Here is a 14,625-nt window from a genome sequence, read left to right on the forward strand (position 1 = left end):
CACCCGACTACAAGGACTCCGCCGGAGTCCTTTTTTCTTGGTCGCGCGCCCGGTCAGCCCTGCCGCCAGGGCAGGCCGCGCAGGCGCCAGCCGCCGACCTTGCCGCGCTGGCCGTTCGCATCGGCGTCGCCCTCGAAGCCTTCGAGGATGTTGTAGGCCTCGCGGCCCAGCTGGGCCGCCCGCTGCGCCGCCGCGATGGAGCGCACGCCGCTGCGGCACAGCAGCACCACCTTGCGGCCCGCGGGCACGGCGGCCTGCAGCTGGGCATCGAAATCGGGATTCAGCTCCATCGCGGGCCACTGCTTCCAGGCCACCGGCACGGCCTGCGGCACCATGCCGACCCAGGCGCGCTCGGCGTCGGTGCGCACATCGACCAGCACGGCCTCGCCGCTTTGCACCCACTGCCAGGCAAGCTGCGGCGAGATGTCGCCCGCATAGCCGTTGGCGGGGCGGATGGTGTCGTTCGGTGCGTTCATGGCGGACTCCTTGGTTCGAGGCGATTCTGGCTCTATATATTGAGGACGGCTAGTCGTCCCATGGCGGTGCCGGGGTTTCCTTGAGCTGGCGGCGCAGTTCGCGGTGGTCGGGCACCACTTCGGCCACGGTGTTCCAGAACCGGGGACTGTGATCCATCACCCGCAGGTGCGCCAGTTCGTGCGCCACCACGTAGTCGATGATCTCGGGCGAATAGTGCATCAGCCGCCAGTTCAGGCGGATGGAGCCGTCGGTCTTGGCGCTGCCCCAGCGGGTGGCCGCATTCGTCAGCCGCATCGAGGTGTGGCGCACCCCGAGCCGGGGCTCGAAATGCGCCAGCCGCGCCAGGAAATGCTGGCGTGCACTGCGCATGAACCAGGCCTGCGCCATGTCGCGGATCTGGCTGCGCGAGGCATCGCGGGGCAGCGGCAGGTACAGGCGGGCCACGGCGGGATGGCCGTCCTTCGCCTCCTCCACCCGGCCCATGGCGCCGGCACGCGCATGGCGCAGCTCGCCGTCGAGCACCAGCTCCATGGACTGCCCCAGGAACGGCAGCACGCCACCGTGCCGCCACTGGATGGTCGCCTGCTGCCGGTAGGCGTGGCGCTTTTGCATGTCGCCCAGCTTGCGCACGATCCAGGGCGCCTTGTCCCGCACCGCTTCCTCGATGCCGGCCTGCGAGACCCAGCGCGGCGCGCGCACCGTGAGGCCCGCATCGTCCACGACAAAGCCTATGGTCTTGCGCTGCACGCGCTGCAGCGCATAGCCGATATGGACGTCACCCACCAAAATGGCGCGGCTGGCCTGCGGGTGCTCGAACGACTGCGGCAGCAGCACGGAGGCGAGCGGCTGGACCTCCTCCACCACCGCTGGCGGCACTGGCGCCAGCCGAGGGGCGACCGGCGTGCTTCGCTCCCACAGGTCGAGCGCGAGCTGGATCAGACGCTGCATGGCAGGGAACCCTCAGGACCCCTTGCCGGCATAGGCCTCGGGATCGAGCCTGCGCATCTCGGCCTCGATCCAGTCCTGCACCTGCTGCATCAGCTCGTCGTGCTTGCGGCCCGTGGTGGGAATGGGCTGGCCGATGGAGACATCGACCACGCCCGGGTACTTGACGAAGGCCTTGCGCGGCCAGCACTTGGCCGAGGTGACGGCGACAGGCACCACATCGGCGCCGGTCATGATGGCCAGCCGCGCCGCGCCCGTCTTGTACTCACCCGCCTCGCCGCGCGGAATGCGCGTGCCCTCGGGAAACATGATGACCCACAGGCCCTGCTGCAGCAGGCGCTTGCCCTGCTCCACCACCTTGTGGAAGGCCCGGCTGCCGTCCTTGCGGTTGATGTGGATCATGTCCAGGCTGCCGATGGACCAGCCGAAGAAAGGAATCTGCAGCAGCTCCTTCTTGAACACATAGGCCAGCGGCACCGGCATGATGGCCGGCATCAGGAAGGTCTCGTAGGTGGACTGGTGCTTGACCAGCAGCACCGCCCCCTTGGCGCTGCCCACGGGCAGGTTCTCCATGCCCTGCACCTGGTAGCGGATGCCGATGATGACCCGCGCGCTGTCCACCGACAGCTTGAGCCAGGCCCGCGCCATCCGGTAGCGCGCCAGGCTGCTGGCGCCGCACACGCGCAGCAGCAGGATGGCCAGGGTGTAGGGAACGACCGAAATGCTCATGAAGAGCATGTGCAATACCGAACGGATCAGGGGCATGGGGGTGGTTTCAGGATCTGGCGGACTCCGGCACGCGGGAAGCGGCGCACAGAGCGGCAACGCCCGCCATCATATCGGAAGGCCCGTCCCCGCCGAGCGCCGGACAGCCCAGGGATACGCCAGGACTAAGCCATCCACAGCCCATGAATTTTCAACACATTGATTTTCAACAATAAACAGCCTTACACCCGCAAGTATTCACCAGCTCTCCCACAAGCCGCCACCAGCTTGCGCACAGACTTATCCACAAAAATTCTGCTGTGTGAAAATTTGGTGAGAATTCATTGCCTTAGCATCCATATCGCGTCCCTTTCCTAGGGACGGGCAACAACCTCTGATCTCTGGGACAGCCGCCATCCGTTGCCAAACCGGGGCGGCCATGGCAGTTATGCACACATTGTGGAAAGCAGCCAGCGCCGCCTCCACGCCCGCCCGCGCTGCGCGCCAGCTCCAAGAACAACGCACAAACCATTGATTCGCAAATATAAAAAATATTTCCCTCATTTTCCAACACCCAGCCCTGTATTCGTGTTAATGGAATCGATAGCCAAAGGCTGGCGGCATGTCAACAAAGTTATCCACAGATCGATAGCCGGGATGTTGATATCCCTCGGCAGCCCCCTGTGTGTAACCGGTGCATGAAAGGGGATACCCGGCTCGTGCCGGCATCAGCGCCTGCGCCGCCGCCCGCCTGGGTACACTGGCGGGTTTCCGATTCCCGCCGTCATCCCCCCACCACCCGTGCCCCTGATCCGCGTCGCCGTCAATACGCCCGCCCACAGCGCCATCAGCGCCGCGGCGCCGTGGCTGACTTACCAGCATGCCGAGCCGCTGCCGCCCGGCAGCCTGGTACGCGTGCCGCTGGGCCAGCGCGAGGTGCTGGGCGTGGCCTGGGGCCTGGAGGAGGACGCCAGCACCACGGCCACCATCAAGCCGGTGAGCGCGGTGCTGCCGCTGCCCCCGCTGTCGGCGGGCTGGCTGCGCCTCGTGGCCTTCGCCGCGCGCTACTACCAGCGCAGCCTGGGCGAGATGGCCACCGCAGCGCTGCCGCCGGCCCTGCGCGACCTGACCGAGGTGCAGCTGCAGCGCCGCCTGCGCCGCAAGGCCAAGCCGCCGGCCGACAGCGATGACGGCGGCGGCGATGCAGCAGAGTTATCAAATTCAATAGCACTTAGCGCAGAACAGACGGACGCTTGCGGGCAAATTGACTCGCAGCCCGGCCCATTCCTGCTGTTCGGCAGCACCGGCAGCGGCAAGACCGAGGTCTACCTGCGGGCCGCGCAGCAGGTGCTTCAAGCGTCGCCCACCGCCCAGGTGCTGGTGATGGTGCCCGAGATCAACCTCACGCCGCAGCTGGAGCAGCGCTTCAGCCAGCGCTTCGCCCCGCTGCTGGGGCCGGGCGCCGTCGTCTCACTGCACAGCGGCATGACGAATCCGCAGCGCCTGCAGAGCTGGCTGGCCGCGCACACCGGCGCCGCGCGCATCCTGCTGGGTACGCGCATGGCGGTGTTCGCCTCGCTGCCCGGGCTGGCGCTGGTCGTCGTCGACGAGGAGCACGACGCCAGCTACAAGCAGCAGGAAGGCGCCCGCTACTCGGCGCGCGACCTGGCGCTGTGGCGCGGCCACGATGCGGGCGCCAAGGTCATCCTCGGCTCGGCTACGCCGTCGCTGGAGAGCTGGTGGGCCAGCCGCCCGCCCGGCACCGATGGCCCGGGGGACGCCGGCGGCCGCTACCAGCGGCTGGCCATGCCCAGCCGCATCGGGCATGGCCACCTGCCCGCGCTGCGCCTGGTCGACATGCGCCAGCAGCCCCGGCGCACGCTGTTTTCCGAGCCGCTGCTGCAGGCCATACAGCAGCGCGTGGAGCGCGGCGAGCAAAGCCTCATCCTGCTCAACCGCCGCGGCTTCGCCCCCGTGCTGCTGTGCGGCGACTGCGGCTGGAAGAGCGACTGCCCGCACTGCAGCGCGCACCAGGTCTTCCACAAGGCCGACCGCACGCTGCGCTGCCACCACTGCGGCTTCACCCAGCGCGTGCCGCGCCAGTGCCCGAGCTGCGGCAACCCCGACATCCTGCCGCTGGGCCTGGGCACCGAGCAGCTCGAAGAGGCACTGTCCCAGCGGCTGCGCAACGTGCAGCGCCCCGACCGCGAGCCCGCGCGCATCTCCCGCATCGATGCCGACACCACCAAGGCCAAGGGCGCGCTCGAAGCCCAGCTGCAGCATATGCACGACGGCGAGGTCGACGTACTGGTGGGCACGCAGATGGTGGCCAAGGGCCACGACTTCCGCCGCGTGACGCTGGTGGCCGCGGTGCAGCCGGACGACGCGCTGTTCTCCAGCGACTTTCGCGCGCCCGAGCGCCTGTTCGCGCTGCTGCTGCAGGCGGCGGGGCGCGCCGGGCGCGACGCCGGCTATGTGGCGCGCCAGGGCAGCGCGGTGGAGATGTGGGTGCAGACCCAGCAGCCTGACCACCCGGTCTTCGCGGCGCTGCGCAGCCACGACTACGCCGGCTTTGCCGCGCAGCAGCTGCGCGAGCGGCGCGACGCCGCCATGCCGCCCTTCGCCTTCCAGGCACTGGTGCGCGCCGATGCGCGCACGCAGGAGGTGGCCCAGGCCTTTCTGCGCACCGCCAGCGAGCAGGCCCATGCGCTGCAGCTGCCCGGGCTGCCATCGGTCTTTCTCTACCCGCCTATCCCGCTGGCCGTGCAGCGCGTGGCCAATGTGGAGCGCGCGCAGATGCTGGTGGAAAGCGATTCGCGCCCGGCGCTGCAGCAGTTCCTGCGCGCCTGGCAGGCCGTGCTGCACCAGGTCCGCGCCCAGCCCGAGCACAAGGCGCTGATCCGCTGGCTGGTGGATGTGGACCCGCAGGCGATCTAGCGCAGAGGCCGGAACGGTGCCAACAAAAGAGCTGGCAGCGTCTGGCTGGCCGGCTCCCGGTGGTATTCGAGCCCCATGATCGTCGCGCGGCCGCCGTCCACGGGTACGGCGCTTGCGCTGCCCAGCAAATAATCGAACCACGGAAACACCGTTGCATAGTTGCTGTCGGTCTGTGGCTGCTCGCGGCTGTGGTGCATGCGGTGGTAGGCCGGCGTCACGACGATGCGGCGCAGCGCGCGGTCAAGCGCGGCCGGCAGGCGAAGATTGCCGTGGGCCACCGTGCTGACCGCCACCGCCAGCAGGCTGTAAGTCAGCACGGCCATGACCGGCGGCGCCAGAAGCACCAGCACGGGCAGCGTCAGCAGCGAGATCAGCAGGTTTTCCAGCGGATGGTGGCGGTGCGCCGTCGTTGCGTCCAGCTCCACATCGCTGTGGTGTACTGCATGCAAGCGCCACAGCCAGGGCACGGCGTGGGACAGGCGATGCAGCACATAGGCCATGCCATCCAGCACCAGGAAGGCCGCCAGCCACTGGCCCCACGGTGGTACGCCCCAGCGCGCCAGCCAGCCGCCGCTGGGCTGCACGCCCAGCATCCTAGTCACCGACCAGAACAGCAACGGTGCCAGCAAGCTGGCGCCCAGCGCCAGCACTGATAGCGCCAGATTGTGCAGCCAGCGCGCCAACGGCACGGTAGGGGTGGAGTGGAGCGGACTGAGCGATTCCCAAAAAAGAACCGCCGCCAGACTGATGATGACGGCGGCGATATAGAGTTGGTGCATGTGCCTATCTTAAAAGGCTAGCAGCCTGCGCCTGCAGGCCCATGATGTTGACGTCCTTGTGTCCCACATCTGGGTTTACCTGGCACCGACAGCTCGCGGCTCAGGTCGGCGGCAATGGCGGGTAATCGAGCTTCACATAGCAGGATGCACTGGGCGCAAGCGCAGTGCCTACCGTGCATTGGGGCGTGCCAGCGGGCGTGACGAAAACGTACGTCGGCACGATCTTGAGCTCCGGCGCTGGCGCCGACTCCAACTGCGGCAAGGGATTGGCGTGCAACGCTCGAATCTGCTGCGGCACACCCGAGGTATTGGTGACCTTGGTCTCGCCCAGGTTCAGATCCATGGAACCGCCGCCTGGCAAGCTCAGGTCGGCGGCACCAATGGCATCGGCACGCTGAACCACGCCGAGCCCGGCGCTCCCAGCCGCCGCGACACCACCCACCACCAGCAGGTTGGCCAGCAGCCGCCCGCCCATGCGCCCACGCAGCAAACGGTAGGCGATAGCTGCCAGCAGCAGGCCCAGCAACGCCAGCGACCACATGCCCAGCCCAGGTACGCTGGTGGCTGGCGGGCCGTAGTCGACGGCGCCGGCAACGGGGAGGGCGACCCCGGCCTGCGCCGCCGAGGCAGCACAAACCGCGGCCAACGCAACCGCCCCGCGCAGAACCGGGAAGTGTTTGGTAAGCATGTCTTTACTTTCGTTGTGAATCGACAGGCGCCATGATGTAACGAAACACACCTTTTCACAAGATTTGACAATCCCAGGATTTACCCGTGATCGGCTATGGCCACCACGCCACCACCAGCGAGAAGCTCACAAACGCCAGCGCCGTCGACACCAGGATCACATGGGCGATGCGCCCGTTGTGCGCGCCATAGCGCTCGGCCAGCAGGATGACGTTGCTGGCGCTAGGCAGCGCCGCCAGCAGCACCAACGCCTTCAGCGCGAAGGGCGACAGCGGCACACCCAGGCGCATCGCCAGCGTGCCCAGGCCCCAGACCAGCAGCGGGTGCACGAAGAGCTTGGCCAGCGCCAGCGGCACGTAGCTGCGCGGCGCGGCGTATTCCGCCGGCTCCATCTGCGAGCGCGCCAGCACCGCGCCCACCGCGAACAGCGCCACCGGGGTGGCCGCCGAGGCCAGCAGGCCCAGGGTCTTGTCCAGCGCCGCGGGCAGCTGCCACTGCTGGTACGAGGCCAGCGCGCCCAGCAGGATGGCCCAGGGCATGGGATTGGCCAGCATGCCGGCCAGCGCCTTGCGCAGCGCAGCGCCCGCGTTGCCCGCGGCACCGTCGAGCCGCGACAGCGCCAGGCAGACCGAGGTGGTGATCACCATGTCGACCAGCATCGACAGGATGCTGGGCCCAGCGCCCGGCTCGCCCAGCAGGGCCACCAGCAGCGGCAGCCCCATGAAGCCGGTGTTCGGGAAGGCCGCCACCAGCGCGCCGAAGGAAGCGTTGTTCCAGTCCAGCCCCGCGCGGCGGGCCAGCAGCACGCAGCCGGCCACCATCAGCAGACCGCACGCCAGGTACAGCAGCAGCGCCGGCACGTCGAGCAGTTGCGCGAACGGCAGCCCCGCGCCCGCCTTGAACAGCATGCAGGGCAGCGCGAAGAACAGCACGAAGCTGTTGATGCCGGCAATCGCCTGCAGCGGGAACACGCCGCGCCGCGTGGCCAGGTAGCCGCACAGCACCAGCGCGAAGAAGGGAAAGGTGATCTGGAAGACGGACAGCACCGCGCCATTGTGCGGGCTTGTGCTGGTGGACGGCAGCGGCCCGGGCGCAAAAAAACCTGCCAGAGGCAGGTTCGTGACGCATGGCGGACAGCCCCGTCAGAAGTCGATGACCTTCTCGACGTCAGAGCACTTGCGGCGCGCCAGCGCCAGGTTGCTGCGCCCCTTGTCGAGCACCAGGTAGATGAACAGGCCTTCCTTGCGCGACAGCGGGCGGATGATGTGGTACTGCGACCCCAGGGTGATCAGGATGTCGTCGATCGCATCGTTCAGGCCCAGCGCCTTCATGGTCTTGAGCTTGGCGCGCACCACCTCGGTGTTGCCGGCGGCCGCCAGTTCCAGGTCGATGCCGGTACCGCTGCTGCCCAGCAGCATGCCGCTGCCGCTATCCACCAGGGCGCCGCACATGGCCCCATCGGTGGTCATCAATTGAGCCAGACCTTCCTGGATCGTTGTCGTTGCCATAACTATTCCCTATCCCCAGCGGCTGGTATCAGTCGCATGCAGGTGCCGCCACATCCCCGCATGCTTTAAACCGCGTCCGGCTCTCGCCGGTGCACGGCCACCCTTCCCTTGGTGTGCATTCCCCCTGCAGCCAACTGCGCGGCCGTTCCGGTGGAGGAATCCATCTCTGGAATCACTCAGATACCGCAGGATACACACTTTGGGTGAATGTTTCAATTTGTGCATCTTTTTGGCCTCATGGCCGCCGGCTCGCCGGACGGCATGCATCCGGATACCGGTGCTACATCCCCGCACCGGCGGGCGGCATGCCCATGCGGTTATTCTTCTGTCCTTTTCTCTAGCCCAAGGTATCGCGGTTCATGGCAGTCGGTCTCAATCTCGCGCAACTCCAAGCGGTGCACTACACCGAAGGGCCCTGCCTCGTGCTGGCCGGCGCGGGCTCGGGCAAGACCCGGGTGATCACGCACAAGATCGCGCGCCTGATCGAGATCGGGCAGCCGCCGCGCAGCATCGCCGCCATCACCTTCACCAACAAGGCGGCCGCCGAAATGCGCGAGCGCGCCAAGGGTCTGATCGGCCGCGCCGCCAAGGACGTGATGGTCTGCACCTTCCACGCGCTGGGCGTGCGCATGGTGCGCGAGGACGGGCGTGTGCTCGGGCTCAAGCCGCAGTTCAGCATCCTCGACGCGGACGACGTGGTCAGCATCCTCAAGGACGCGGCCGGCGGCACCACCGATGCCGCCACCGCCCGCCAGTGGCAGTACCTCATCAGCAACTGGAAGAACCGCGGCCTCGACTACCGCGAGGCGCTGGCCCAGGCCAAGGACGACAACGAGCGCTCGGTCGCCGTCATCATGCAGCGCTACGAGGAGCGCCTCACCGCCTACCAGAGCGTCGATTTCGACGACCTGATCGGCATGCCGCTGCGCCTGCTGCGCGACCACCCCGAGGTGCGCGAGAAGTGGCAAAAGCTCCTCGGCCACGTGCTGGTCGACGAGTACCAGGACACCAACGCCACGCAGTACGAGCTGCTCAAGCTGCTGGTGGGCGAGCGCGCGCGCTTCACCGCCGTGGGCGACGACGACCAGAGCATCTACGGCTGGCGCGGCGCCTCGCTGGACAACCTGAAAAAGCTCCCGCAGGACTTCCCGCAGCTCAAGGTCATCAAGTTGGAGCAGAACTACCGCTCCACCAGCGCCATCCTGCGCGCGGCCAACAACGTGATCCAGCCCAACCCCAAGCTGTTTCCCAAAACCCTGTTCTCCGAGCTGGGCGAGGGCGAGCCGGTGCGCGTGGTCGATGCCGACAGCGAGGACCACGAAGCCGAGCGCGCCGTGGCGCGCATCCTGGGCCTGCGCGCCGCGGCCAACCCGCCGCCGGACTGGAAGAGCTTCGCCATCCTGTACCGCGCCAACCACCAGGCCAAGCCCTTCGAGAAGGCGCTGCGCCGCGCCAGCGTCCCCTACAAGGTCTCGGGCGGCACCAGCTTCTTCGACCGCGCCGAGATCCGCGACCTGTGCTCGTGGTTCCGGCTGTGGATCAACAACGACGACGACCCCGCCTTCGTGCGCGCCATCACCACGCCCAAGCGCGGCATCGGCCACACCACGCTGGGCCGGCTGGGCGAGTTTGCCCAGGCGCGCAGCAGCAGCATGTTCGCCGCGCTGTTCAACCAGATGCTGCCCGACGCGCTACCCGCCAAGGGCTACGAGAGCCTGATGGAGTTCGGCCGCTACATCAACGAGCTGGAAACCCGCGCCCGCGCCACCCATGGCGCCGAGGCGGCGCACGCCTTTTTGATGGACTGGCTCAAGGAGATCGGCTACGAGCAGCACCTCTACGACCACGAAGAGAGCGAAAAGGCAGCCGCCGCGCGCTGGACCAACGTGCTGGAGTTCTGCGACTGGATGGCCCAGCGCGCCGGCGGGCAGATCGACGCCACCGGAGGCATGACCACGCAGGCCGAGACCAAGAGCCTGCTCGAGGTCTCGCAAACCATCGCGCTGCTGTCCACCATCAGCGAGCGCGAACAGGAGCAGGACATGGTGACGCTGTCGACGCTGCACGCCAGCAAGGGCCTGGAATGGCCGCACGTGGTGCTGGTGGGCGTGAACGAGGGGCTGCTGCCCTTCAAGCTCGACGACGATAACGGCCGGCAGGAAAAGGTCAGCGAGGACACCGCCCAGCGCCTGCAGGAAGAGCGCCGCCTGATGTATGTGGGCATCACCCGCGCCCAGCGCACGCTGGCCGTGAGCTGGACCAAGCGCCGCAAGAAAGGCCGCGAGCTGGTGATGGCCCTGCCCAGCCGCTTCATCGCCGAGATGAAGCTCGACGCCTCCACCGCCCGCGAAGACCCGCGCGCCAAGCTGCGCGCGCTGCGCGAGGAATTCGCCAAGAAGGCCCAGGCCAAACCCGAAGCACCTTAGAGCGTGTTATGCACTTTGACGTACCCGCGTTGGCCCACAGGCCGGATGATCGCAAGGCGCAGTGCGCAGCCAAGGCTCATGCCTTGGCAAGCGCTGCAACGCCGCGAGCGCCGGCCTGCGGGCCAACCCTTCGGGAAAGCCGGGGAAAGGCCCGGCCACTTTGTTGCAGTCCGCGAGCGGTGTGCGAACCGCCCCGCGGCCTGCGTCGCGTTGCCGGGCCTTTCCCCGGCTTTCGCGGGCACGTCAAAGTGCATAACACGCTCCATTGATGAGAAATCTGTTTTTGATAGCGGCCAGCGCTTGCCTGGCAAGCGCCTGCACCCATGTTCCGCTAAACAGCCCCCGCCCCGCCTGCCCCACCGCCGCGCAGATGGAGCAGCCCGAACTGCTCGGCCGCTGGCAGGCCGAGGTGCAGGGCCAGCCCGGCCCGATCACGCTGGAGCTGGGCCCGCACCCCGAGTGGAACGGCACCGTCAAGGGCGAGATCCGCCGCCCCGGCGGCAGCGCCATCGTCGTCGGCGACGTGGACAAGGGCGTGCTGTCGATGGAAGAGTCCAGCGACGGCAAGCGCACCACTGGCTCCTGGTCGGGCGACGTGGTCGAAGGCAGCTGCGCGCGCGAGGTCCGTGGCGAATGGACCGACCAGAACGACCGCTCGCACCGCTTCACGCTGCGCAAGGCCCCGCCTGGGCGTTGAAGCTACTATCAAAAAGCATAGCTGCTGGCGCTCATTCCACCTCGTTTCTCCTATATTTATTGATAAAAATACATATGAAACAAGCGCTGACAGCTATGTTTTTTACAGCAAAACTCTCCAGTCCCTACACGCCATGACCAAGCACGCAACCTCCCTGGCCGCCGCGGCGCTGGCCCTGTTCTCGGTGCCGGCCACCCAGGCGCAAACCCCTGGCGCGGCGCCGCCGCCCGAGGCCTGGCGCCAATGCTCGGCCCAATCCGACGACGCGCAGCGCCTGGCCTGCTTCGACCAATGGGCTGCGCAGCAGGCCAGCGCGCCCGCCGTGGCAGCGGCCGCCCCCGTGCAGGCCAGCACCGGCCCCGCGGGCCGCGACCCAGCCGTCACCGCGGCCACCCTCGCCTCCGCCACCGAGACGCTGGCCGCGCTCGACCCCAACCGCGCCAACGGCGGCTGCCGCGACTCGGCCTTCTCCGAGATGTCGCGCTTCTGGGAGCTGGAGGCCGGCACCGACTGCGGCACCTTCAGCTTCCGCGGCTACCGGCCGGTGTCCATCTCCGCCGTCACCGCCAGCAGCGTCAACGACCAGCCCAGCTCGGGCAATCCGAACAACACCGTCGGCGAGTCCACCGACTACCAGAAGCGCGAGATGCGCATCCAGCTCTCGGTGCGCACCAAGCTGGCGCAGAACCTGCTGACCAACCCCGACTCCAACCTGCGCGACTCGCTGTGGCTGGGCTACTCGCAGCAGTCGTACTGGCAGCTGTTCAACTCGGGGCTGTCGCGCCCCTTCCGCAACACCGACCACGAGCCCGAGGTCTTCTACGTCTACCCCACCACCGCCAAGCTGCCCTTCGGCTGGCGCTGGCGCTACAGCGGCGCGGGCATCGTGCACCAGTCCAACGGCCAGAGCGATCCGCTGTCGCGCAGCTGGAACCGCTACTACCTGATGACCGGCCTGGAGCTGGACAACCGCCTGCAGGTGCAGGCCAAGCTGTGGAAGCGCATCTCCGAGCGCGCCGAGAACGACAACAACCCCGACATCCAGAACTACGTGGGACGGGGCGAGCTCAAGATCGGCTGGAACGTGAACCGCGACAACTGGCTGGGCCTGACGGCGCGCGGCTCGCTCAACGGCCACGGCAAAGGCTCGGGCCGGCTGGAGTGGATGCACACGCTGGGCGAAGGTTGGATGGGCGGCAAGAGCAACCTGCGCCTGCACGCCCAGCTGTTCAGCGGCTATGGCGACACGCTGCTGGACTACAACTACAAGCGCACCATGTTCTCGCTGGGGTTCAGCCTGCTGGATTTCTGATGGTTTGCTGAATGAAAACGCCTGATGCTGCAGGCGACGATAGCTATTTGTTTTACTGCCAGAGGCCGGGTCTCGCCCCGGCGGGCGACCTACTTTTCTTGCTCGCGCAAGCAAAGTAGGCAAAAGAAGCGCGCCCCACTGTCTGCGACCCCAACGCCAAGGCGTTGGGGCAACCTGTGGCGTGACGTTTGCGGGGTGCGCCGCAGAACTCTCTTCGCGCCAAAGGCGCTCCGTTCGGACAACCGCGGCGAGTCAGACCACGAAGCATGCGCGCTCCGACGCGCATGCCCACCCCGCAAACGCCACGCCACAGGCGCATACAGAAGGGGTGGGGAAACCATACGGGCCGTCGCGTTGCTCGGCCCTGCCAGAAAGAAGGCCGCGCGCAGCGCGACTCACTCCGCCAGCCGCAACAGCCGCCGGCACAGCTGGGAATCGGGTTGCTCCAGCCCGTGCAGCAGCGAGAAATGGTCGTCGCCCGGCAGCGGCGCGCATTCGCCCGCATTGCCCTCGGCCAGCCAGGCCGCATGCATCACACGCGACTGGCGCTCGAACTCGCTCTGCTCGCGCCCGCCCCACAGCAGGTGCAGCGGCGTGCGGCAGGCGCGCGCGCTGAAGGCCGGCGAGTTGCGGCGGACGGTGCCGTCGTCGAGCTGGATCAGCGGCTGCAGGTAGCTGTAGCGTAGCGGCGCTATGTCGTACAGCCCGCTGAGCAGCAAGGCGCCGCGCAGCGGGTCCTGCGGCAGGCCGTAGTCCTCGGCCCAGCGCGTCTGCAGGCACATTGCGCCCAGGTTGCCGCCGGCCGAATGGCCGCCCAGCACCACGCGTTCGGGATCGCCGCCGTAGTCAGCGATGTTGCGCAGCACCCAGGCCACGGCGGCGCGGCACTGGCGCGTGATCTCGTCGATGCTGACCCACGGGCACAGCGCATAGTTCACCACCACGGTGGCAAAGCCCAGCGCCTGCGGGCCCCAGGCCACGCAGCTGAAATCCGCGGCGGTATTGGCGCGCCAGTAGCCGCCATGCAGAAAGACAAAGACCGGCGCCGGCCCGGGCCGGTTCGCCGCAAAGATGTCCAGCGTTTCGGCCCGCGTCGGGCCGAAGGGCACGTCCAGGCTGCAGCGCAGCCCGGCCCGCGCCTCGGCGCTGCGCTGCGCGAAATGCCGCCGCGCCGCCGCCGGATCGGCCACCGGCCGCACCGGGTCGTAGGCGGCATCGATCTGCGCCTGCTCGTGGAAATCGCGGTACAGCGGGCGTGCGGCCATCGCGGATCAGGCCTGCGCGTCGTCGGGCACTACGGCGGTGACCTCGATCTCCACCTTGGCACGGTCCTCGACCAGCGCGGCCACCTGCACCGCCGTCATCGCGGCGTTGAAGCTGCCGATCAGCTCGCGGAAGGCCTTGCCGATCTCGGGGTAGGCGGCGACGTATTCCTGCTTGTTGGTCACGTACCAGGTCATGCGCACGATGTGCTCGGGCTTGGCGCCGCCTTCGCGCAGCACCTCGACGATGTTCTGCAGCGCCTGGCGCACCTGGCCGGCCATGTCGTCGGTGTGGAAGACGCCGTCCGCGTCCCAGCCGATCATGCCCGCCACGAACACCATGCGGCCACGGGCCGCCACGCCATTCGCATAGCCCTTGGGACGGGGCCAGCCTGGGGGGAGTAGTACTTGCATTGCGCTTCCTTTCAACAAAATCAATCCTCGCCAGCCATCCAGCGCGCGATGGCCGCCTCGATGGGGGCGGGCACGGCGATGGCCTGGTGCGTGTCCAGGCTGGTGAACACCAGCACCTTGCGCGCGGCCACGCGCAGTTGGCCGTCGGCGCCGCGGCAGTCCAGGTCCAGCGCCAGCGAGCGGCTGCCCAGCCGGGCCACCGACAGCCCCAGCGCCACCGTCTCGCCCATGCGGGTGATGGCGCGGAAATCGCACTCCAGGCGCACGATGGGCAGGCCCGTGCGCTCCTCGCCCAGCATGCGGGCGTAGGGGTGGCGCAGCGCCTGGTTGAACCAGTCCTCGACCAGCCCGTTGAACAGCACCAGGTACTGCGGGAAGAAGATGATGCCGGCCGGGTCGCAGTGCGCGAAGCGAATGGCCGTGGGCACTTCGAAGCGCCGGGCCGATGCCTGCGTGGCGGTGGTGCGGTCCGTCAT

Annotated in this window: 14 protein-coding genes; 4 read left to right on the forward strand and 10 right to left on the reverse strand. The window is 67.9% G+C overall.

The window, feature by feature from the left end:
• Positions 1 to 53: 53 nt before the first annotated feature.
• From ACYVKR_RS01380 to ACYVKR_RS01390, 3 genes are read right to left on the reverse strand one after another with little or no spacing between them, the layout of a single operon-like run.
• Positions 54 to 476 (reverse strand): rhodanese-like domain-containing protein, encoded by a 423-nt coding sequence (locus ACYVKR_RS01380; RefSeq protein WP_460478917.1) that lies wholly within the window; start codon positions 474 to 476, stop codon positions 54 to 56.
• A 49-nt stretch (positions 477 to 525) separates the two neighbouring features.
• The gene (locus tag ACYVKR_RS01385) at positions 526 to 1,425 is read right to left on the reverse strand and encodes a M48 family metallopeptidase (protein ID WP_460478918.1); all 900 of its coding nucleotides are present in this window, start codon (positions 1,423 to 1,425) and stop codon (positions 526 to 528) included.
• A gap of 12 nt (positions 1,426 to 1,437) precedes the next feature.
• Positions 1,438 to 2,187, reverse strand: coding sequence for a lysophospholipid acyltransferase family protein (locus ACYVKR_RS01390; protein ID WP_460478919.1), 750 nt, complete (start codon positions 2,185 to 2,187; stop codon positions 1,438 to 1,440).
• A 741-nt stretch (positions 2,188 to 2,928) separates the two neighbouring features.
• Between ACYVKR_RS01390 and priA the strand changes: the two genes are divergently transcribed.
• Positions 2,929 to 5,064: a primosomal protein N' gene (gene priA, locus ACYVKR_RS01395; RefSeq protein WP_460478920.1), complete on the forward strand. Its 2,136-nt coding sequence runs from the start codon at positions 2,929 to 2,931 to the stop codon at positions 5,062 to 5,064.
• On the opposite strand, the gene ACYVKR_RS01400 is transcribed toward priA, so the two are convergent.
• The 4 genes from ACYVKR_RS01400 to ACYVKR_RS01415 form a co-directional block, all read right to left on the reverse strand.
• The gene (locus ACYVKR_RS01400) at positions 5,061 to 5,843 is read right to left on the reverse strand and encodes a sterol desaturase family protein (RefSeq protein WP_460478921.1); all 783 of its coding nucleotides are present in this window, start codon (positions 5,841 to 5,843) and stop codon (positions 5,061 to 5,063) included. The genes priA and ACYVKR_RS01400 overlap by 4 nt on opposite strands.
• Before the next feature lie 100 nt (positions 5,844 to 5,943).
• Positions 5,944 to 6,531 carry a midcut-by-XrtH protein gene (locus tag ACYVKR_RS01405; RefSeq protein WP_460478922.1) on the reverse strand — a complete coding sequence of 196 codons (588 nt, stop codon included), beginning with the start codon at positions 6,529 to 6,531 and terminating at the stop codon, positions 5,944 to 5,946.
• 94 nt (positions 6,532 to 6,625) lie between these two features.
• On the reverse strand, positions 6,626 to 7,576 hold the full coding sequence (locus ACYVKR_RS01410; protein WP_460478923.1) for an AEC family transporter: 951 nt from the start codon (positions 7,574 to 7,576) through the stop codon (positions 6,626 to 6,628).
• Positions 7,577 to 7,672: 96 nt separating this feature from the next.
• Positions 7,673 to 8,038, reverse strand: coding sequence for a hypothetical protein (locus tag ACYVKR_RS01415; RefSeq protein ID WP_460478924.1), 366 nt, complete (start codon positions 8,036 to 8,038; stop codon positions 7,673 to 7,675).
• A 359-nt stretch (positions 8,039 to 8,397) separates the two neighbouring features.
• Here ACYVKR_RS01415 and ACYVKR_RS01420 point away from each other — a divergent pair, with 359 nt between their 5' ends.
• The 3 genes from ACYVKR_RS01420 (at position 8,398) to ACYVKR_RS01430 (ending at position 12,473) form a co-directional block, all read left to right on the forward strand.
• Positions 8,398 to 10,464: an ATP-dependent helicase gene (locus ACYVKR_RS01420; protein WP_460478925.1), complete on the forward strand. Its 2,067-nt coding sequence runs from the start codon at positions 8,398 to 8,400 to the stop codon at positions 10,462 to 10,464.
• A 268-nt stretch (positions 10,465 to 10,732) separates the two neighbouring features.
• Positions 10,733 to 11,161, forward strand: coding sequence for a hypothetical protein (locus tag ACYVKR_RS01425; protein ID WP_460478926.1), 429 nt, complete (start codon positions 10,733 to 10,735; stop codon positions 11,159 to 11,161).
• Positions 11,162 to 11,294: 133 nt separating this feature from the next.
• Positions 11,295 to 12,473, forward strand: coding sequence for a phospholipase A (locus tag ACYVKR_RS01430; protein WP_460478927.1), 1,179 nt, complete (start codon positions 11,295 to 11,297; stop codon positions 12,471 to 12,473).
• 395 nt (positions 12,474 to 12,868) lie between these two features.
• Here the strand turns inward: ACYVKR_RS01430 and ACYVKR_RS01435 are convergent, their stop codons facing one another.
• The 3 genes from ACYVKR_RS01435 to ACYVKR_RS01445 are packed head-to-tail and all read right to left on the reverse strand — an operon-like array spanning position 12,869 to position 14,625.
• Positions 12,869 to 13,738, reverse strand: coding sequence for an alpha/beta hydrolase (locus ACYVKR_RS01435; RefSeq protein WP_460478928.1), 870 nt, complete (start codon positions 13,736 to 13,738; stop codon positions 12,869 to 12,871).
• 6 nt (positions 13,739 to 13,744) lie between these two features.
• Positions 13,745 to 14,149: a RidA family protein gene (locus ACYVKR_RS01440; RefSeq protein WP_460478929.1), complete on the reverse strand. Its 405-nt coding sequence runs from the start codon at positions 14,147 to 14,149 to the stop codon at positions 13,745 to 13,747.
• 20 nt (positions 14,150 to 14,169) lie between these two features.
• The gene (locus ACYVKR_RS01445; RefSeq protein ID WP_460478930.1) at positions 14,170 to 14,625 is read right to left on the reverse strand and encodes an acyl-CoA thioesterase; all 456 of its coding nucleotides are present in this window, start codon (positions 14,623 to 14,625) and stop codon (positions 14,170 to 14,172) included.

It is taken from the genome of Comamonas humi, from assembly GCF_054782535.1.

Excerpts from the sequence above, each read along its gene's own strand:
- ACYVKR_RS01380 (WP_460478917.1), bottom strand. The coding sequence starts at position 476 with ATGAACGCACCGAACGACACCATCCGCCCCGCCAACGGCTATGCGGGC.
- ACYVKR_RS01385 (WP_460478918.1), bottom strand. The coding sequence starts at position 1,425 with ATGCAGCGTCTGATCCAGCTCGCGCTCGACCTGTGGGAGCGAAGCACG.
- ACYVKR_RS01390 (WP_460478919.1), bottom strand. The coding sequence starts at position 2,187 with ATGCCCCTGATCCGTTCGGTATTGCACATGCTCTTCATGAGCATTTCG.
- ACYVKR_RS01400 (WP_460478921.1), bottom strand. The coding sequence starts at position 5,843 with ATGCACCAACTCTATATCGCCGCCGTCATCATCAGTCTGGCGGCGGTT.
- ACYVKR_RS01405 (WP_460478922.1), bottom strand. The coding sequence starts at position 6,531 with ATGCTTACCAAACACTTCCCGGTTCTGCGCGGGGCGGTTGCGTTGGCC.
- ACYVKR_RS01415 (WP_460478924.1), bottom strand. The coding sequence starts at position 8,038 with ATGGCAACGACAACGATCCAGGAAGGTCTGGCTCAATTGATGACCACC.
- ACYVKR_RS01420 (WP_460478925.1), top strand. The coding sequence starts at position 8,398 with ATGGCAGTCGGTCTCAATCTCGCGCAACTCCAAGCGGTGCACTACACC.
- ACYVKR_RS01425 (WP_460478926.1), top strand. The coding sequence starts at position 10,733 with ATGAGAAATCTGTTTTTGATAGCGGCCAGCGCTTGCCTGGCAAGCGCC.
- ACYVKR_RS01430 (WP_460478927.1), top strand. The coding sequence starts at position 11,295 with ATGACCAAGCACGCAACCTCCCTGGCCGCCGCGGCGCTGGCCCTGTTC.
- ACYVKR_RS01435 (WP_460478928.1), bottom strand. The coding sequence starts at position 13,738 with ATGGCCGCACGCCCGCTGTACCGCGATTTCCACGAGCAGGCGCAGATC.
- ACYVKR_RS01440 (WP_460478929.1), bottom strand. The coding sequence starts at position 14,149 with ATGCAAGTACTACTCCCCCCAGGCTGGCCCCGTCCCAAGGGCTATGCG.
- ACYVKR_RS01445 (WP_460478930.1), bottom strand. The coding sequence starts at position 14,625 with ATGACGGACCGCACCACCGCCACGCAGGCATCGGCCCGGCGCTTCGAA.